This window comes from Micromonospora zhanjiangensis, assembly GCF_042650605.1.
Lineage (GTDB): Bacteria > Actinomycetota > Actinomycetes > Mycobacteriales > Micromonosporaceae > Micromonospora_J > Micromonospora_J zhanjiangensis.
On record NZ_JBHSBN010000010.1, the window covers coordinates 54,030 to 72,285 of the forward strand.

The 18,256-nt window shown below is 74.4% G+C and carries 19 protein-coding genes; 11 read left to right on the plus strand and 8 right to left on the minus strand.

Annotated elements, in window-relative coordinates; all coding sequences use genetic code 11:
* The first annotated feature begins 36 nt into the window (after window positions 1-36).
* Complete coding sequence (clpS, locus tag ACFOX0_RS16405; RefSeq protein WP_377546488.1) at window positions 37-327, plus strand: ATP-dependent Clp protease adapter ClpS; 291 nt, start codon at window positions 37-39, stop codon at window positions 325-327.
* A 67-nt stretch (window positions 328-394) separates the two neighbouring features.
* Window positions 395-889 (plus strand): DUF2017 domain-containing protein, encoded by a 495-nt coding sequence (locus ACFOX0_RS16410; protein WP_377546807.1) that lies wholly within the window; start codon window positions 395-397, stop codon window positions 887-889.
* A gap of 89 nt (window positions 890-978) precedes the next feature.
* Here ACFOX0_RS16410 and ACFOX0_RS16415 read toward each other — a convergent pair whose 3' ends face one another.
* Window positions 979-1,839 carry an aldo/keto reductase gene (locus ACFOX0_RS16415; protein WP_377546491.1) on the minus strand — a complete coding sequence of 287 codons (861 nt, stop codon included), beginning with the start codon at window positions 1,837-1,839 and terminating at the stop codon, window positions 979-981.
* Window positions 1,840-1,967: 128 nt separating this feature from the next.
* On the opposite strand from ACFOX0_RS16415, the gene ACFOX0_RS16420 reads away from it, so the two are divergent.
* From ACFOX0_RS16420 to ACFOX0_RS16430, 3 genes are all read left to right on the plus strand, one after another.
* Window positions 1,968-2,456, plus strand: coding sequence for a Mov34/MPN/PAD-1 family protein (locus tag ACFOX0_RS16420; protein WP_377546494.1), 489 nt, complete (start codon window positions 1,968-1,970; stop codon window positions 2,454-2,456).
* A gap of 76 nt (window positions 2,457-2,532) precedes the next feature.
* On the plus strand, window positions 2,533-2,820 hold the full coding sequence (locus tag ACFOX0_RS16425) for a MoaD/ThiS family protein (RefSeq protein ID WP_377546496.1): 288 nt from the start codon (window positions 2,533-2,535) through the stop codon (window positions 2,818-2,820).
* A gap of 12 nt (window positions 2,821-2,832) precedes the next feature.
* Window positions 2,833-3,798 (plus strand): PLP-dependent cysteine synthase family protein, encoded by a 966-nt coding sequence (locus tag ACFOX0_RS16430; RefSeq protein ID WP_377546499.1) that lies wholly within the window; start codon window positions 2,833-2,835, stop codon window positions 3,796-3,798.
* Window positions 3,799-3,907: 109 nt separating this feature from the next.
* On the opposite strand, the gene ACFOX0_RS16435 is transcribed toward ACFOX0_RS16430, so the two are convergent.
* Window positions 3,908-4,486 carry a hypothetical protein gene (locus ACFOX0_RS16435; protein ID WP_377546502.1) on the minus strand — a complete coding sequence of 193 codons (579 nt, stop codon included), beginning with the start codon at window positions 4,484-4,486 and terminating at the stop codon, window positions 3,908-3,910.
* Between the two features lie 257 nt (window positions 4,487-4,743).
* On the opposite strand from ACFOX0_RS16435, the gene ACFOX0_RS16440 reads away from it, so the two are divergent.
* The 6 genes from ACFOX0_RS16440 (at window position 4,744) to rdgB (ending at window position 10,288) form a co-directional block, all read left to right on the plus strand.
* Complete coding sequence (locus tag ACFOX0_RS16440; RefSeq protein ID WP_377546505.1) at window positions 4,744-5,490, plus strand: MBL fold metallo-hydrolase; 747 nt, start codon at window positions 4,744-4,746, stop codon at window positions 5,488-5,490.
* Window positions 5,491-5,921: 431 nt separating this feature from the next.
* Window positions 5,922-6,410 carry a hypothetical protein gene (locus tag ACFOX0_RS16445; protein WP_377546507.1) on the plus strand — a complete coding sequence of 163 codons (489 nt, stop codon included), beginning with the start codon at window positions 5,922-5,924 and terminating at the stop codon, window positions 6,408-6,410.
* A gap of 174 nt (window positions 6,411-6,584) precedes the next feature.
* On the plus strand, window positions 6,585-7,715 hold the full coding sequence (locus ACFOX0_RS16450; protein WP_377546510.1) for a glycosyltransferase family 4 protein: 1,131 nt from the start codon (window positions 6,585-6,587) through the stop codon (window positions 7,713-7,715).
* Window positions 7,716-7,816: 101 nt separating this feature from the next.
* Window positions 7,817-8,935 carry a glycosyltransferase gene (locus tag ACFOX0_RS16455; RefSeq protein ID WP_377546810.1) on the plus strand — a complete coding sequence of 373 codons (1,119 nt, stop codon included), beginning with the start codon at window positions 7,817-7,819 and terminating at the stop codon, window positions 8,933-8,935.
* Window positions 8,922-9,650: a ribonuclease PH gene (gene rph, locus ACFOX0_RS16460; protein ID WP_377546512.1), complete on the plus strand. Its 729-nt coding sequence runs from the start codon at window positions 8,922-8,924 to the stop codon at window positions 9,648-9,650. The genes ACFOX0_RS16455 and rph overlap by 14 nt, the downstream gene beginning before the upstream one ends.
* Window positions 9,647-10,288, plus strand: coding sequence for an RdgB/HAM1 family non-canonical purine NTP pyrophosphatase (gene rdgB, locus ACFOX0_RS16465; protein WP_377546515.1), 642 nt, complete (start codon window positions 9,647-9,649; stop codon window positions 10,286-10,288). Before rph ends, rdgB begins: the two co-directional genes overlap by 4 nt.
* Window positions 10,289-10,384: 96 nt before the next feature.
* Here the strand turns inward: rdgB and hutH are convergent, their stop codons facing one another.
* The 6 genes from hutH to ACFOX0_RS16495 form a co-directional block, all read right to left on the minus strand.
* Entirely contained in the window at window positions 10,385-11,923 is a 1,539-nt protein-coding gene (gene hutH / locus ACFOX0_RS16470; protein ID WP_377546517.1) for a histidine ammonia-lyase, read from the minus strand.
* A gap of 76 nt (window positions 11,924-11,999) precedes the next feature.
* Window positions 12,000-13,187 carry an imidazolonepropionase gene (hutI, locus tag ACFOX0_RS16475; RefSeq protein WP_377546520.1) on the minus strand — a complete coding sequence of 396 codons (1,188 nt, stop codon included), beginning with the start codon at window positions 13,185-13,187 and terminating at the stop codon, window positions 12,000-12,002.
* Window positions 13,172-14,506, minus strand: a complete 1,335-nt coding sequence (locus tag ACFOX0_RS16480; RefSeq protein WP_377546812.1) for a formimidoylglutamate deiminase — start codon at window positions 14,504-14,506, stop codon at window positions 13,172-13,174. Before ACFOX0_RS16480 ends, hutI begins: the two co-directional genes overlap by 16 nt.
* Window positions 14,503-15,705, minus strand: a complete 1,203-nt coding sequence (locus tag ACFOX0_RS16485; RefSeq protein WP_377546523.1) for an allantoate amidohydrolase — start codon at window positions 15,703-15,705, stop codon at window positions 14,503-14,505. The genes ACFOX0_RS16480 and ACFOX0_RS16485 overlap by 4 nt, the downstream gene beginning before the upstream one ends.
* Before the next feature lie 3 nt (window positions 15,706-15,708).
* A complete protein-coding gene (gene hutU / locus ACFOX0_RS16490; RefSeq protein ID WP_377546525.1) occupies window positions 15,709-17,358 on the minus strand; it encodes a urocanate hydratase in 1,650 nt (549 codons plus the stop codon).
* Between the two features lie 35 nt (window positions 17,359-17,393).
* A complete protein-coding gene (locus tag ACFOX0_RS16495) occupies window positions 17,394-18,248 on the minus strand; it encodes a MurR/RpiR family transcriptional regulator (RefSeq protein ID WP_377546814.1) in 855 nt (284 codons plus the stop codon).
* Between the last annotated feature and the right edge of the window lie 8 nt (window positions 18,249-18,256).

An 18,256-nucleotide genomic window follows, 5' to 3' on the forward strand; every position in this document is an offset into this window, starting at 1 on the left:
CCTCGCTTCCCCGGGCTCGGTGGCACGATGGGGGACATGGCGGCTCCACAGGTTGCACCGGTCGAGACGCCGGACACCGAAGAGGTGCCGGTCGCCGACCGGCCATGGGTGACGATCGTCTGGGACGATCCGGTGAATCTGATGTCCTACGTGACCTGGGTCCTGCAGAAGCTCTTCGGGTACAGCCACGAGAAGGCCGAGAAGCTGATGCTCGACGTGCACAACAAGGGCCGCGCCGTGGTCTCCACCGGCGCCCGGGAACGGATGGAGCACGACGCGTCGCAGCTGCACGCGTACGGCCTCTGGGCGACGGTGGACCGGGCGTGAGCGGTGGACCGGGCGTGAAGCATGGACCGGGCGTGACCGGACCGACGGGCGGGGTGGCCCGGTGAGCATGTTCCGCCGCAAGGGCGAGCACTACGTCGCCAGCTTCGCCACCGACGAGGTCCGGGTGTTGCGCAAGGTGGCCACCGAGGTGGTTGGCCTGCTCACCGACGGGTTCGAGCACGGCGACCCGGTGGTGGACCGGCTGTTCCCGGACATCTACCCGCACGACCCGGAGGACTCGGCCGAGTTCCGCCGCTACACCGAGGGCGACCTGAAGACTGGCAAGATCGACCAGGCGGGCGCGATCCTGGCGGCCCTGCCCGACGACGCCGGCTGCGAGGTACGCCTCGACGGCGAGACCGCCGAGGCGTGGCTGCGCGCCCTCAACGACGCCCGGTTGGCGATGGGTGTCCGGTTGGAGATCAAGGACGACACGGACCTCGGCGTGGAACTCGACACGGCGGTGGGCGCCGATCCGACGTCGACCCGGGTGTTCCAGCTCTCCGTCTACGCCTACCTCGGCTACCTGCAGGAGTCGCTGCTCAACGCGATGATCGACTGAGTCGCCCGCGGAACCGCGCCGACCCGGCACCCCGTGCGGCGAAACGCCGGGTCGGGGTCAGGCCGGGTCGGGGACCGGCCGGGTCGGGGTCAGGCCGCGTCGAGGGTGGCCAGCTCGGCCTCGGTGAGCACCAGCTCGGCCGCCGACGCCGAGTCGCGGATGGTCTCCGGCCGGCTCGCGCCGGGGATCGGCAGCACCCGCGGCGACTTCGCCAGCAGCCAGGCCAGGCAGACCTGTTGCGGGCTGACCCCGTGCGCCGCACCGATCTCGGCGTACGCCCGGAATCGGCCGCCCAGCTCGCCGGCCCGGGCGATGCCGCCCAGCGGGGACCACGGCAGGAACGCCAGGCCCAGCTCGTCGCAGAGCCGCAGCTCCGGCTCGGAGTCGCGGAAGGCCGGGGAGAACTGGTTCTGCACCGACACCAGCCGGTCACCGAGGATCTCCCGGGCCTGCCGGATCCGGTCCGGGTCGGCGTTGGAAATCCCGGCCATCCGGACCTTGCCGGCGTCGACCAGGTCCCGCACCGCGCCGATGGACTCGGCGTACGGCACCTTCGGGTCGGGCCGGTGGTGCTGGTAGAGCCCGATCGCCTCCACGCCCAGCCGCTTCAGCGACGCGTCGCAGGCCCGCCGCAGGTGCTCCGGCGAGCCGTCGATCGTCCAGCTGCCGTCGCCGGGCCGCAGGTGCCCGCCCTTGGTGGCGACCAGAACGGCCGAGCTGTCCCCGCCGTAGCCGGCCAGCGCCCGCGCGATCAGCGACTCGTTGTGCCCGACCTCGTCGGCGTGCAGGTGGTACGCGTCCGCGGTGTCGATCAGCGTGATCCCGGCGTCCAGCGCGGCGTGGATGGTACGGACGGACCGGTCCTCGTCCGGCCGGCCCTCGATCGACATCGGCATCCCGCCGAGCCCGATCGCGCTGACCTCGACGTTCCCTATCCGGCGGTGCTTCATCAGGCGCCTCCTCGACATGTCCTCGGTAAGTATCTTTCCCCGGGCCCACCCCGGAAACCAGCGGCCCGCCGTGCTGCGGGTGACGGCGACCACGTGGCGACCCGCGCGGCAGGCGGTACGCTGAGCGGGTGCTGAGCATCGACCGGTCGATCATCGACGCGATCGTCGCGCACGCCCGCCGGGACCATCCGGACGAGGCGTGCGGGGTGGTGGCGGGACCGGTCGGCAGCGACACCCCGACCCGGCACATCCCGATGGACAACGCCGCCCGGTCGATGACGTTCTACGAGTTCGACTCGATGGAGCACCTGCGGGTGTGGCGGGAGATGGACGACCGGGACGAGGAACCGGTGATCATCTACCACTCGCACACCGCGACCGAGGCGTACCCGTCCCGCACGGACATCTCCTTCGCCGGCGAGCCCGGCGCGCACTACCTGCTCGTCTCCACCCGGGAGCCGGACACGGAGGAGATCCGTTCGTACCGCATCGTGGACGGCAAGGTGACCGAGGAGCCGGTCCGGATCGTCGATGCCGGCGTGGACCCGCACGCTGTCCAGTCCTACATGTTCGGGCAGAGCCCGACGACGGTCGACTACGAGTGTTCCGGTCGCTGACCTTCCCCCCGTACGGTCCGGCGCCGCACTCGTACGTCTTTTCGTCCTTCCGTCGTATCCCCAGGAGTGAGACATCATGGCCATCGAGGTTCGTATCCCCACCATCCTGCGCAGCCACACCGGCGGTGCGAAGATCGTCGAAGGTTCCGGCGACACCCTCGCGGAGCTGCTCGCCGACCTGGACAGCCGGCACTCCGGCCTGCGCGGCCGGCTGGTCACCGACGAGGGCGTCCTGCACCGGTTCGTCAACGTCTACGTCAACGACGAGGACGTCCGGTTCCTCGGCGCGCTGGACGCCAAGGTCTCCGACGGGGACACGGTGACCATCCTGCCGGCCGTCGCCGGCGGCGCGTCCGACCGCTGAGGGCGGGCCACCATGGCACGGTACGAGAGCCTGCTCGACGCGTGCGGTGGCACGCCCCTGGTGGGGTTGCCGCGGTTGTCCCCGACCGTGCCCGACGGCGCGCCGCCGGTGCGGTTGTGGGCCAAGCTGGAGGACCGGAACCCGACCGGCAGCGTCAAGGACCGGCCGGCCCTGTTCATGATCCGCGAGGCGGAACGGGCCGGCCGGCTCCGGCCGGGCGCCACCATCCTCGAACCGACCAGCGGCAACACCGGCATCTCGCTGGCCATGGTGGCCAAGCTCCGCGGCTACCGGCTGGTCTGCGTGATGCCGGAGAACGTCTCGACCGAACGGGTCCAACTGCTCCGGATGTACGGCGCTGAGATCATCTTCTCGCCCGCGGCGGGTGGCTCGAACCAGGCCGTGGTCACCGCCAAACAGGTCGCGGCCGAGCACCCCGACTGGGTGATGCTCTTCCAGTACGGCAACCCGGACAACGCCCGGGCGCACTACGAGACCACCGGACCGGAACTGGTGCAGGACCTGCCGACCATCACGCACTTCGTGGCCGGGCTCGGCACCACCGGCACCCTGATGGGCACCGGCCGCTACCTGCGGGAGAAGGTCGACGGCATCGAGATCGTCGCGGCCGAACCGCGGTACGGGGAACTGGTCTACGGGCTGCGCAACATCGACGAGGGCTATGTCCCGGAGTTGTACGACGAGTCCGTACTGACCCGGCGGTTCTCGGTCGGCACCCGGGACGCCGTGCTGCGTACCCGGCAACTGGTCGAGGTCGAGGGGATCTTCGCCGGCTTCTCCACCGGGGCGATCCTGCACGCGGCGCTGGCCGTGGCGCACGAGGCGGTACGCGACGGACGCCGCGCCGACGTGGCGTTCGTGGTCGCCGACGCGGGGTGGAAATACCTCTCCACCGGCGCGTACGGCGGAACGCTGTCCGAGGCGGAGGACGCCCTGGAGGGTCAACTCTGGGCCTGACCGTTCACCCTCGGGCCGGCCGTTCACTCCGGGTCGGCGGTCGGCCGTTCACTCCGGGTCGGCGGTCGGCCGTTCACTCCGGGTCGGCCGTTGCCGGCGCGACGGGCGGTCAGACGGTGTCCAGCGTCAGGCCGAGGCCGAGCAGCACCGGGACGGTGGCCAGGCCCAGCATGATCCACGGCAACCGGTCGTGCCGGGCGAGGCAGAAGGCCGCCACGATCAGCCCGGTCACGCCGAGCCCGAGGCCGGCCAGCGTCGGCTCGTACCAGCCGGGGGCCCGACCGCCGTGCACGGCGAGCAGGCCGGTCAGCGCGGTGCCGGAACCGACGACGCCGAGCCCGGTCGCCCAGCCGCACAGGCCGAGCATCCGGTCGTTCGCGTCCCGGACGTCCGGCCGGCGGACCCGGAACGGCCGGTTCCAGCTGTGCTCGGTGGCGGTTGTCACCGAGCCGACCGTCGGCACGAGGCGGGTGCTCGGTACCGGCACCACCACCGGTGGCCGGTACGGCGCCAGGGCGGCCCGGGGTGCGACCCGGCGGACCAGCCCGGCACCGGCGCCGGTAACGCCGGTGGTGGCGGCGCCGGTGGCGACGACGCCCGCCGACGGGGTGGCCTGCTGGACCGGCGGCACCTCGACGGCCGGGGCGCCCGGCCGCGCCGTAAACGACTGCTCGACCTCGCTGGACACCCCGACACCGTCCCGCTTCCGTAGCCGCCCACCGCGATCCGGCGGGCCCTCACTGACTGCAACGCTCGGAGGTAACGGGGCGTAACGTCCGGAACCGGGGAACGGTCGGTGTCACGTTGGCGACAACTCTGATCAGATCGTTCTTGCCCTGATAACTCGCGGCGTAGGCTGCGCACCGTGGTAGACACGCCGGCAGTGCTCCTCGACGTGATCGTCGGCGTCGCTGTCGTGACCGACAGTAACAGCGGGATTGCTGGATGCGACTGACAGTTCTAGGCTGTGCCGGAAGCTTCCCCGGCCCCGAATCGGCGTGTTCCGCCTACCTGGTCGAGGCCGACGGGTTTCGTCTCCTGGTCGACTTCGGTCCCGGGTCCCTGTCCGCCCTCCAGCGCTACGCCAGCCTGAACGCGGTCGACGCGATCCTGCTCACCCACCTGCACTGCGACCACATCCTCGACGCGGTCACCTACGTGGTGGTCCGGCGGTACGCGCCGGACGGTCCCTGCCCGCCGCTGCCGGTGTACGCCCCGAGTGGCGCGCCGGACCGGATCGCCGGGGCGTACAGCCAGGACGAGGGCGGGGTGGAGGACGTCTACACGTTCTACGGGTTGCAGCCCGGCACCTTCCCGATCGGCCCGTTCACGGTCACCGTCGACCGGGTGAACCATCCGGTCGAGACGTACGGCGTGCGGCTGGAACACGGCGGTCGGAGCCTGTGCTACTCGTCCGACACCGCGCCCTGCGAGGCGCTGCTGCGGCTGGCCCACGGTGCCGACGTCTTCCTCTGCGAGGCGAGCTACCTGGACGGGGTGGACAACCCGCCGGACATCCACCTGACCGGGCGCGAGGCGGGGGAGGCCGCCACCAAGGCCGAGGTGGGCCGGCTGCTGCTCACCCACCTGGTCGCCGCCTGGGGCAGCGAGGCGATCACCCACGAGGCCGCCGCCGCGGCGTTCGACGGCCCGGTCGAGGTGGTCCGCCCGGGCGCCGGCTACGAGATCTGACCGGGACGTCCACAGCGGACCACCGGCACGGGACCACGGGCGGTGCCCTCGCGTCCTACCATCGCCGGGTGACCCAGCCTCCGCGCGGCGCTCCACCCCCCTACCCCGGGCCGCCGGACCGGTCGTCCGGCCCCGCGGGCCGGCCACCGTCCCGGTCCGGAGCCGTCGGCCGGGCACACGTCGGCCAATCCGCTCCCGTCCCCGCCGCGCCGGCCGCCCCGCCAACGGACCGGCCGGGGTTCGGTCCACCGGATGTCCGGACCGGGTCCGGTCCGCGGGCCGACCGGTCGAGATTCACTCCACCGGATCTCCAGGTGGGGTCCGGTCCGCCGACCCCGGCCGATTCCACGACCGGACCCGCGACCGGGTCCGGAGCCGGAGACAGCGCCGGAGCCACGCTGCCGGCCGCCGTCGCGACACCCCGGTTCGGTTTGTCGCGTCGGCGCGGCGTGCTCTGGTGGCTGCTCGGGTCGCTCGGGCTGCTCGGTCTGCTCGCCTGCATCGCCGTCTACGCCTGGTTCGGCTACTTCGGGCCGCAGATGGAGATCGAGCAGCGCCGGGAGGTCTTCGCCGCGCTGGGCACGCCGGAGGGGTTCGCCCGGGACGAGCCGCAGCTCGTGGGCACCACCGACCGGCTGGCCGCGAGCTACTCGCTGACCTGTGACCGGGGCGCCTGCCCGGCGGACCTGGGTGCGCGGGTGCACCGCTGGCTCGTCGCCGGCGGCAAGTCCGACGCCAGCGCGCCGGAGGTCACCCGCTGCCTGGACAACCAGCGGGCGAATCCGACCTCGATGTGCGCCCTCGGCTGGCGGACCCGGAACTGCGAGGTGTACGTGCAGGCGTCGTACCGGCAGCTGCCCGGTAACCGGGGCACCGATCGGCAGGTGCGGCTGCTGACCACCGTCGGCGACTGCGACTGACCCGTCCCCGCCGTCCGGTCCTGGCCGGCGGACGTGCCGGGACGCCGCACCGCCGGGCGGGAAACGGCCGAATCAGGACGGCCACCGGCCTTCGCGTCAGGTTGTGCGCTGCTGTTCGCCGGCCGGTCAGCCGGACGTCGCCTGGCGAACCAGCGCCCGGCCGACCGTCGGCGCATGCGAATCGCGATCGTGACGGAATCCTATCCGCCGGACGTCAACGGCGTGGCGCATTCGGTCGTCCGGGTGGCCGAGCACCTGGTCCGTCGGGGCCACCAGCCGGTGGTCGTCGCGCCCGCGTCGGCGACCCGGCCCACCCCCGACCGGCACCATCCGTACCCGGTGGTCCGGGTGCCCAGCGTGGCGGTGCCCCGCTACCGGGGCCTGCGCCTCGGCCTGCCCGGTCCCCGGTTGACCGAGGCGCTGGCGGCGCACGCGCCGGACGTCGTACACCTGGCCAGCCCGTTCGTCCTCGGCGCCTGGGCGATGACGGTGGCGGGGCAGCGCGGGCTGCCGACGGTGGCCGTCTACCAGACCGACCTGGCGGCGTACGCGCGGCTGTACCGCCTCGGGTGGACCGAGGCGGCGGCGTGGCGCCGGCTACGGTCCATCCACAACGCCGCCGACCTGACGCTCGCGCCGTCCAGCCGGTCGGTCGCGGACCTGGTGGCACACGGCATCCAGCGGGTGCGGCTGTGGCGGCGCGGGGTGGACGCCGTCCGGTTCGACCCGGCCAAGGCCGACGACGAGCTGCGTCGGAGCCTCGCCCCGGACGGCGCGCTGCTGGTCGGGTACGTCGGCCGGTTGGCCGCCGAGAAGCGGGTCGAGCTGCTGGCGCCGACCTGCCGGCTGTCCGGCGTCCGGGTCGTCGTGGTCGGCGCCGGGCCGGCCGACCGGGAGCTGCGCAAGACCCTGCCGGACGCGCTGTTCCTGGGCGAGCTGCACGGCGAGCGGTTGGCCCGCCTCTACGCCAGCCTGGACGTCTTCGTCCACCCGGGACCGCACGAGACCTTCGGCCAGACGGTGCAGGAGGCGCAGGCCAGCGGCCTGCCGGTGGTGGCGCCGGCGGCCGGTGGACCGGTCGACCTGGTCAGTCCCGGACGGACCGGGTTCCTGGTGCCGCCCGACGACGGCCGGGCGATCGCCGACGCGGTCGCGACGCTGGCGGCCGACCCGGGCGCGCGCCGCTGCTTCGGTACGGCGGCACGGGCCGGCGTCACCGCCCGGACCTGGGCCGCCGTCGGCGACGAACTCGTCGCGCACTACCGGACGGTGCTGACCGCGCCGGCGCCCAGGATCGCCGCGTGACGGCGACGCCGGGGTCGACCCGCCGCCCCGCACCGGCCGGCACCAACCCCCTCGGGACCGCGGGCCCCACCGGGAACCGGATCGTCCGGCTGGCCAACTTCGTGACCGCCACCTCCGGCGGCCTGCGGACCGCGCTGCGCTGCCTCGGCGCCGGATACCGGGCGGCCGGGCACGAATCGGTGCTGATCGTCCCGGGCGCGGCGGCGGCCGACGAGGTCGTCGACGGGGAGCGGGTGATCACCCTGCCGGCTCCGGTGCTGCCGGGCACCGGTGGTTACCGGGTGCTGGTCGGCCGGCGCCGGCTCGGTCGGCTGCTCGACGAACTGGCTCCGGACCGGCTGGAGGTCTCCGACCGGTCGACCCTGCGGTGGACCGGCGACTGGGCGCGGGCCAACGGGGTCCGGTCGATGATGGTGTCGCACGAGAGCCTCAGCGGTCTGCTGCGCATCTGGTCGCCCCGCCCCGACCTCGCCGATCGGCTCGCCGACCGGCTCAACCGGCGCAGCGCGGAGGCGTACGACCAGGTCGTCTGCACGACCGACTGGGCGGCCGCGGAGTTCCGGCGGCTCGGCGTGGGCAACCTGACCCGGGTACCGCTCGGCGTCGACCTGGCCGCCTTCGGCCCCGACCGGCGCGACCCGGCGGTACGTGCCCGGTACGCCACCGACGGCGAGGTGCTCGTCCTGCACTGCGGCCGGCTGTCGCCGGAGAAGCGCCCCCAGCTGGCGGTCGACGCGCTGGCGCGGCTGCGGGCGGCCGGCGTACCGGCGGTCCTGGTGGTGGTCGGCGACGGGCCCGTACGGGCGGCCCTGACCGAGCGGGCGGCCGGGCTGCCCGTGCGGTTCGTCGGCTTCGTGCCCGACCGGGCGGCGGTCGCCACCCTGTTGGCCAGCGCCGACGTCGCGATCGCTCCCGGCCCGGTGGAGACCTTCGGCCTCGCCGGCCTGGAGGCCCTGGCCTCCGGTACGCCGGTCGTGGTCAACGCGGCGAGCGCGCTGCCGGAGGTGGTGGGTGACGCCGGGCTGGCGGCCGAGGGCAACGGACCCGCCCTGGCCGCGGCGGTCCGGCGGATCCTCGATCGCCCGGCGACCGATCGGCGGGCCGCCGCCCGGGCCCGGGCCGAGCGGTTCGGCTGGGACGCGGCCGTGGCCGGGTTTCTGCGGGCCCACGACGTGCCCCGCCCGACCGAACGCATAGGCTGCCAGGATGGCGCGACGTGATGGGCGGCAGCCCGACCAACTTCGACCGGTGACGTTGACCCGACGGTGGAGCATGCACCCGGAGGGCTCGGTCCTCGTCGAGTTCGGCGACACCAGGGTGTTGTGCACGGCCAGCGTCACCGAGGGCGTGCCGCGCTGGCGCAAGGGCTCGGGACTCGGCTGGGTGACCGCGGAGTACTCCATGCTGCCCCGGGCCACCACGACCCGGTCGGACCGAGAGAGCGTCAAGGGCCGGGTCGGCGGCCGCACCCACGAGATCTCCCGCCTGATCGGGCGCAGCCTGCGGGCCTGCGTCGACCTCAAGGCGCTCGGCGAGAACTCGATCGTGTTGGACTGCGACGTGCTGCAGGCCGACGGCGGCACCCGCACGGCCGCCATCACCGGGGCCTACGTCGCCCTGTACGACGCGGTCGGCTGGCTCGCCGGGCGCAAGTCACTATCCGGTAAGCCGGAGTCGGTGATGCACCGGTCGGTGGCCGCGGTCAGCGTCGGCATCGTCGGCGGGCAGCCGGTGCTCGACCTGAACTACGCCGAGGACGCCACCGCCGACGTCGACATGAACGTCGTCTGCACCGGCGCCGGTGACTTCGTCGAGGTGCAGGGCACCGGCGAGGCCGGCGTCTTCGCCCGCGACCAACTCGACGCGTTGCTCGACCTCGGCGTCGCCGGGTGCGCCGAGCTGGCCGAGGCCCAGCGGAAGGCGCTGGCCGGATGACCCGGGTACTGCTGGCCACCGCCAACACCAAGAAGCTGCTCGAGCTGCGCCGCATCCTGGCCGAGACGATGGCCGGTGGGGCCGGCGCGGCGCTGCGTCCACATCGGATCGAACTGGTCGGCCTGGCCGACTTCCCGGACTACCCGGAGGTGCCCGAGACCGGCCTCACCTTCGGCGAGAACGCCCTGCTGAAGGCGCGCGAGGGCTGCCGGCGTACCGGGCTGCCCACGGTGGCCGACGACTCCGGGCTGGCCGTGGACGCCCTGGGCGGCATGCCGGGGGTGTTCAGCGCCCGCTGGTCCGGCCGGCACGGTGACGACCGGGCCAACCTCGAACTGGTCCTCGCCCAGCTCGCCGACGTGCCGGACGAGCACCTCGGCGCGTCCTTCGTCTGCGCCGCCGCGCTGGTGCTGCCGGGCGGCAAGGAGCACCTGGTCGACGGCCGGCAGCCCGGGCGGTTGGTGCGTACGCCGCGCGGCGAGGGCGGCTTCGGCTACGACCCGATCTTCCTCGGCGACGGCCAGACCCGCACCAACGCCGAACTCTCCGCCGAGGAGAAGGACGCCGTCAGCCACCGCGGCAAGGCCCTGCGCTCCCTGGCCAAACTGGCCGCCAAGGTCGTCCCGCCCCCGGCCTAGCCACCCCGCGTCGATCATGAAGTTGTTGTCACCGACCTCGGCGTGTCGCGACAACAACTTCATGATCGACCCCCTCCGGGGGAGGGTGGGTGGGGGTTAGGCGAGGGGGCCTAGGTCCTGCTCGATGTGGGTGCGGAGGGTGGGGGTGGCGATGACCGTGCGGGCTCCCTCCATGACCGGGGCGAGGAAGATGTCGGGGCCCGGGTCGCCGGCGAATTCCCGCACCGCGGCGCAGGCGGCGCGGCCGGCCGGGGACGGGGTCAGCGGGGCCCGTAGTTGCAGTCCGCGGACGCCGGCCAGCAGCTCCACCGCGAGCAGGCTGGTCAGGTTGTCCAGCACGGTACGCAGCTTCTTGGCCGCGGCCCAGCCCATCGAGACGTGGTCCTCCTGCATGCCGCTGGTCGGCAGCGAGTCGACCGACGCGGGCGCGGCCAGCCGGCGGTTCTCCGCGACGATCCCGGCGGCCGTGTACTGGGCGATCATCAGGCCGGAGTTGACCCCGGCGTCCGGGGACAGGAACGCGGGCAGTTCCCGCGACCGGGTCACGTCGAGCAGCCGGTCCACCCGGCGCTCGGCGATGGCGCCCACCTCGGCGGCGGCGATGGCCAGGTAGTCGGCGGCGAAGCCCAGCGGGGCGCCGTGGAAGTTGCCGGTCGACTCGACCCGGCCGTCCGGCAGCACCACCGGGTTGTCCACCACCGACAGCAGTTCCCGGCCGGCGACCGTCTCGACGAACGCCAGGGTGTCCCGGGCCGCGCCGGCCACCTGCGGGGCGCACCGCATCGAGTACGCGTCCTGCACCGCGTGCGCCAGGTCGTCCCGGTGCGAGTCCATCACCTCGGAGCCCTGCAGCAGCCGGAGGATGTTCGCCGCCGACGCGGCCTGCCCGGGATGCGGCCGGATCTCGTGCAGCTCCGGCAGGAACGGCCGGAACGAGCCGAGCATCGCCTCGATGGCCAGCGCCGCCGTCACGTCGGCCATGGCGAACAGGTGCCCGGCGTCGGCGATCGCCAGCAGCAGCATGCCGAGCATCCCGTCGGTGCCGTTGATCAGCGCCAGCCCCTCCTTGGCGGCCAGCTCGACCGGGCGCAGCCCGGCGGCGGCCAGCGCGTCGGCGGCGTCGACGCGCCCGCCGTCCGGCCCGAGCACCCAGCCCTCGCCGAGCAGGGCCAGCGCGCAGTGCGCCAGTGGGGCCAGGTCACCGGACGCGCCGAGCGAGCCGTGCTCGGGCACCCACGGCGTCACGTCGTGGTTGAGCAGATCCACCAGGGCCTGCGCGACCAGCGGCCGGACCCCGGACCGGCCCAGCGCCAGCGACCGGATCCGCAGCAGCATCATCGCCCGGACCACCTCGCGGGGCATCGGCGCGCCCACCCCGGCCGCGTGCGAGCGGATCAGCGCGTGCTGCAGCTCGGCCCGGCGTTCCGGGGCGATGGAGGTGTTGGCCAGCGCGCCGAAGCCGGTGGACACCCCGTACACCGGGCGGCCGTCGCGTTCGATGCCGTCCACGATGGCCCGGCTGGCGGCCATCGCGTCCACCGTGGACGGATCGAGCAGCACCTTGGCGTCACCCCGGGCGACGGCGAGCACGTCGGCGGGGGAGATCCCGGTGGGCTGGACGGTGACAGGGTTCATGACGCCGCCTCGCTGCGCTCGCCGGCATCATGAGCCTCGATGGTGCTGTGCTTGATGATTCGTTCGCGTTGCTCACTCATTGCGGCACTCCGTTGTGCAGGACCTGGCTGATCAGTGGAACCCCCGGCCGGTAGGCCAGGTGCAGATGGGACGGGGCGTCGAGGACGGTCAGGTCGGCCCGGGCGCCGGGCCGCAGCACCCCGATGTCGCCGCGGCGCAGCGCCGCCGCGCCGCCCGCGGTCGCCGCCCACACCGCCTCGGCCGGGGTCATCCCCATCTCCCGTACGGCCAGCGCGACGCAGAACGGCATCGACGAGGTGTACGACGAACCGGGGTTGCAGTCGGTGGCCAGCGCCACGGTGACGCCCGCGTCGAGCAGCCGGCGCGCGTCCGGGTACGGCGACCGGGTGGAGAACTCGGCCCCGGGCAGCAGCGTGGCCACCGTGCTGGTGACCCCGTCCACCGACGTCGACGCGAGCGCCTCGACGTCCGCGTCGGACAGGTGGGTGCAGTGGTCGGCACTGGCCGCGCCCAGCTCGACGGCGAGCCGGACGCCCGGACCGGGACCGAGCTGGTTGGCGTGCAGCCGTACGCCCAGGCCGGCGGCCTGCCCGACGGTCAGGATCGCCCGCGCGTGGTCGGCGTCGAACGCGCCCCGGTCGCAGAACACGTCGATCCACTTGGCGTGCGGCAGGGCGGCGGTCAGCATCGGCCCGCAGACCAGGCCCACGTAGTCGTCGGGCCGGGCGGCGTACTCGGTCGGCACCACGTGCGCGCCGAGGAAGGTGGTCTCCGGGCTGAACTCGGCGGCGATCCGCAGCGAGCGGGCCTCGTCGGCGACGCTCAGGCCGTACCCGCTCTTGATCTCGATCGTGGTGGTGCCCTGCCGCAACGCCTCGGCGCGCAGCCGGGCCACGGTGGCCCGCAGGTCGTCGTCGCCGGCGGCCCGGGTGGCCGCCACCGTGGTCCGGATCCCGCCCCCGGTGTACGGCTGGCCGCTCATCCGGGCGGCGAACTCGGCGGCCCGGTCCCCGGCGAACACCAGGTGTGCGTGGCTGTCCACGAAGCCGGGCAGCACCGCCCGGCCGTCGACGTCGATCCGCCGGTCGGCGGCCGGCGCGTACTTCGCCGGGCCGATCCAGGCGATCCGGTCCTCCTCGACCAGCACCGCCGCCTTGCGCCGGATGCCCAGCGGACCGCCGGTGCCGGTGCCGACCTGGTTGGTGACCAGCTCGCCGATGTTGTCGATCAGCAGGTTGCCCACAGCGCCCCGATCGCCGCTCGTAGTTCCGCCGGCACGTCCACGCCCAGGTGCCGCCCGGCCCGGACCACCGGCCGGCCGTCGACCAGCACGTCCGTCACGTCGGCGGCGGTGGCCGCGAACACCGCCCCGGCCGCCGGCACCCCGGCCGTCCGGGCCGAGTCCAACCGTACGGTGACCAGGTCGGCCCGGGCGCCGACGATGATCGTCCCGGCGTCGGTCCAGCCCAGCGCGGCGTGCCCGGCCGGGCCGGCCGCGGCGAGCAGTTCGGTCGCGGTGAAGTGGCCGCGCCGTTCGGTGCGCAGCCGCTCGTCGAGTTCCACCGCGCGGGCCTCCTCGAAGAGGTCCACCACGGCGTGGCTGTCGCTGCCCAGGCTGAGCGGGCTGCCGGCGTCGGCGAGCCGCCGGGCCGGCCCGATCCCGTCGGCCAGGTCCCGTTCGGTGGTCGGGCAGAGGCAGACGCCGGTGCCGCTGCCGCCGAGCAGCGTCACGTCGCGGTCGGTCAGGTGGGTGGCGTGCACGGCGGTGGCGGCCGGCCCGAGCACCCCGGCGTCGCCCAGCAGCTCGGTCGGGGTGCGGCCGTGCACCGCCCGGCAGGCGTCGTTCTCGGCCCGCTGCTCGGACAGGTGCACGTGCAGCGGCGCCCCCCGGTCGGCGGCCCAGCGAGCCACCTCGGGCAGCTGGTCGGCCGGGACCGCGCGCACCGAGTGCACCGCCGCGCCGAGGCGGGCGTGCCCGCCGGCCGGGCGGAACGCGCCGGCCCGCTCGGCCCACCCGGCGGCGTCGCCGTCGCCGAACCGCAGCTGCCCGCCGGCCAGCGGTGTCCCGTCCACCCCGGCGGTCAGGTAGCAGGTGTCCAGCAGGGTGAGCCGGACGCCCGCCTGCGCGGCCGCCTCGACCAGCGCCGCCGACATGGCGTTCGGATCGTCGTACGGGCGGCCGCCGGGGGCGTGGTGCAGGTAGTGGAACTCGCCGACGCAGGTGATCCCGGCCAGCGCCATCTCGGCGTACGCGGCCCGGGCCAGGGCCAGGTAACGCTCCGGGTCGAGCCGGGCGGCGACCGCGTACATCCGGTCCCGCCAGCTCCAGAAGTCACCCCGCCCGTCCTGGGTACGCCCGCGCAGCGCCCGGTGGAAGGCGTGCGAGTGGGCGTTGGCCAGTCCCGGCAGGGTCAGCCCGGCCAGGCGTACCGCGTCCGGCGGCGGGGTGCGCCCGGCGGTGACCGCGCCGAACCGCCCGTCGGTGACCTCGATCAGCACGTCGTCCACCGGCCCGGCGGCGGGGTCGCCCAGCCAGGCGTGTTCGGCGTGCCAGCGGGTCAGCACGCCAGCTCCTCCAGCACGTCGGCCAGGGCGGTCACGCCGGCCACGCAGTCGTCGTCGGTGGCCGACTCGGCGGGGGAGTGCGACACCCCGGTCGGGTTGCGGACGAACAGCATCGCCGTCGGCAGGTACGCCGCCAGCACCCCGGCGTCGTGCCCGGCCGCCGTGGGCAGCACCGGTACGCCGTCGGCGAGCGCCCGCCGGAACACGGCCAGCAGCCCACCGTCGAACTCGACCGTCCCGGTCACCGACTCGGCGGTCAGCTCGACGGTCGTACCGTCCCGGTCGGCCCGCTCCACGGCCCGGCGGTGCACCGCGTCGACCAGCCCGGTGAGCACGTCCGGGTCGGCGGCGCGGGCGTCCAGCCAGCCGCTGACCCGGGCCGGGACGGCGTTGGTGGCGTTCGGCTCTACCCGCACCCGGCCCACGGTGGCGTGCGCGCCGCGCAGCCGGGCCTCCTTGTTGGCGGCCAGCACGGTGAACGCGAAGGTCAGCATCGGGTCGCGGCGGTCGGTCATCCGGGTGCTGCCGGCGTGGTTGGCCTCGCCGGTGATGTCGAACCGCCAGCGGCCGTGCGGCCAGATGCCGCTGGCCAGGCCCACCGGGGCGGCCAGGTCCACCAGGGCACGACCCTGCTCGACGTGCAGCTCGACGAAGGCACCGAGCCGGCCGACCAGGTCCGGCCGGGCACCGGCCGGCGGCCCGCCCAGCGCCTCGGCGAAGGTGACGCCGTCCCGGTCGGTCAGCGCCGCCGCCCGCCCGGCGTCGATGGCCCCGGTGAGCAGCCGCGATCCCAGGCACGGTACGCCGAACCGGGCGCCCTCCTCCTCGGCGAACGCGGCCACCGCGACCGGCCGGCGCGGCGTCCGGCCCCGGGCCCGCAGCTCGTCCAGGGCGAGGAACGCGCTGACGATGCCGAGCGGCCCGTCGTACGCCCCGCCGTGCGGCACCGAGTCGAAGTGGCTGCCGAGCAGCACGACGTCGTCGGCGTCCTGCGGCAGGCCCGCGAACAGGTTGCCGTTGCCGTCCCCGGTGACCGGCAACCCGCGCCGCCCGGCCTGGTCGCGGAACCAGTCCCGCAGCCGCAGCTCCGGTTCGGTGAACGCGTACCGCAGGTAGCCGCCGGTGCCCGGGTCCCGCCCGATCGGCGCGAGCTCGTCCCACAGCCGGCGGAACGCGCCGGTGTCCGATGCCGGCACGCCTCACGCCTCGGTCATCGGGACGCGGACCCCGGTGGCGGTGGCGACCGCGCGGGCGTCGTCGTAACCGGCGTCGACGTGCCGGATGACCCCCATCGCCGGGTCGTTGGTGAGCACCCGTTCGATCTTCTGGCCGGCCAGCGCGCTGCCGTCGGCGACGCAGACCTGACCGGCGTGGATGGACCGGCCGATGCCCACCCCACCGCCGTGGTGGATGGACACCCAGGACGCGCCGCTGGCCGTGTTGACCAGCGCGTTGAGCAGCGGCCAGTCGGCGATCGCGTCCGACCCGTCGGCCATCGCCTCGGTCTCCCGGTACGGGCTGGCCACGCTGCCGCAGTCCAGGTGGTCCCGGCCGATCACCACCGGGGCGGACAGTTCGCCCGAGGCGACCATCTCGTTGAACCGCACGCCGGCCTTGTCCCGTTCGCCGTAGCCCAGCCAGCAGATCCGGGCCGGCAGGCCCTGGAACGCGACCCGCTCGCCGGCCAGTCGGATCCACCGGGCGAGCGACTCGTTCTCCGGGAACAGGTCCAGGATCGCCCGGTCGGTGGCGGCGATGTCCCGCGGGTCGCCGGAGAGCGCGGCCCACCGGAACGGTCCCTTGCCCTCGCAGAACAACGGCCGGATGTACGCCGGCACGAAGCCGGGGAAGTCGAACGCCCGCTCGTACCCGCCGAGTTTCGCCTCGCCCCGGATCGAGTTGCCGTAGTCGAACACCTCGGCGCCGCCGTCCAGGAAGCCGACCATTGCCTCGACGTGCTTCGCCATCGACGCCCGGGCCCGGTCGGTGAACTCGGCCGGCTTCGCCGTCGCGTAGTCCCGGGCGTCGGCCAGCTCCACCCCCTCCGGCAGGTACGACAGCGGGTCGTGCGCGCTGGTCTGGTCGGTGACGATGTCGATCGGCACGCCCCGGCGGAGCAGCTCGGGGAAGACGGTGGCGGCGTTGCCGACCACGCCGACCGACAGCGCCCGCCGGTCCCGCTTGGCGGCCAGCGCCCGGTCCACCGCGTCGTCCAGCGAGTCGGCCACCTCGTCCAGGTAGCGGTCGGCGACCCGGCGGTCCAGCCGGGACCGGTCCACGTCGACGATCAGGCAGGCGCCGCCGTTCATGGTGACGGCGAGCGGCTGCGCGCCGCCCATCCCGCCGCAGCCGGCGGTCAGCGTCAGCGTTCCGGCCAGGTCACCGCTGAACCTTTTGGCGGCCACCGCGGCGAACGTCTCGTAGGTGCCCTGCAGGATGCCCTGGGTGCCGATGTAGATCCACGAACCGGCGGTCATCTGCCCGTACATGGTCAGGCCGAGCTGTTCCAGCCGGCGGAACTCCGGCCAGGTGGCCCAGTCACCGACCAGGTTCGAGTTGGCGATCAGCACCCGGGGCGCCCACTCGTGGGTGCGCAGCACCCCCACCGGCCGGCCGGACTGCACCAGCATCGTCTCGTCGTCGCGCAGCGTGCCGAGGGTCCGCACCAGCGCGTGGTACGACGGCCAGTCCCGGGCCGCCTTCCCGGTGCCGCCGTAGACCACCAGGTCGTCGGGGCGCTCGGCGACGGCGGGGTCGAGGTTGTTCATCAGCATCCGCAGGGCCGCCTCCTGCGGCCAGCCCGGTGCGGTACGGGTGGTGCCGCGCGGGGCGCGGATCGGCTCGGCCATCGGGTTTCCTCCCGGGGTGAGGGGGTCGGCGAAGCTCAACCGACGAACAACTGACGGCGGGTGGCGGACTGCTCGAACTCCTCCAGCCGGCGCTGCGCGTCGGCCGGTGCGGCGTCACAGATCGCCTGCAGCACCGCCATGGCCAGCGCCATCGGGGCGGTGTGCAGGTCGAAGACGAGTTGGGCGCCGACCGCGGCGGGCAGCACGATCTCGGCGTACTCGGCGGCCGGGCTGACCGGGGAGTCGGTGATGGCCACCACGCTCATCCCGGCGGCGCGCGCCTCGCGCAGCGCGTCCAGCGCCTCCCGGGGATAGCGGGGCAACACGATGGCCAGCAGCGCGCTCGCCCCGGCCGCGCGGGCCTGCTCCAACCGGTCGGCGAGCAGGCTGCCGCCGGTGTCCAGCACCCGGACGTCGGGGTGCACCTTGGCGGCGAAGTAGGCGAAGTAGGCGGCCAGCGGCGCGGCGGCGCGCAGTCCGAGCACCGGCAACGGGCGGCTGGCGGCGAGCAGCTCGCCGGCGGCGGTGACCCGACCCAGGTCGGCCAGTTGCTCGGCGAGCTGATGCAGGTTGTCCACCTCGGCGCGGACCGCGCGTTGCAGCTCGTTGCCGGCCGGCCCGGACGCCGGCGCGGGGACCGCCCCACCACCGGCGACGATCTCCCGCAACCGGCGGCGCAGGGCCGGATACCCGTCGTAGCCCAGGGCCATCGCGAACCGGGTCACCGAGGGCTGGCTGACCCGGGCCAGCTCGGCCACCTCGGCGGCGGAGAGGTAACCGGCCGAGGCGGCGTGCTGCACCAGGCTGTGCGCGATCCGGCGCTGGGTCGGGGTGAGCCGGACGCCGTGGAACAGGTCGAGCACCCGGTCCGTCGGCGCGACGGGCGTCATGATCACCT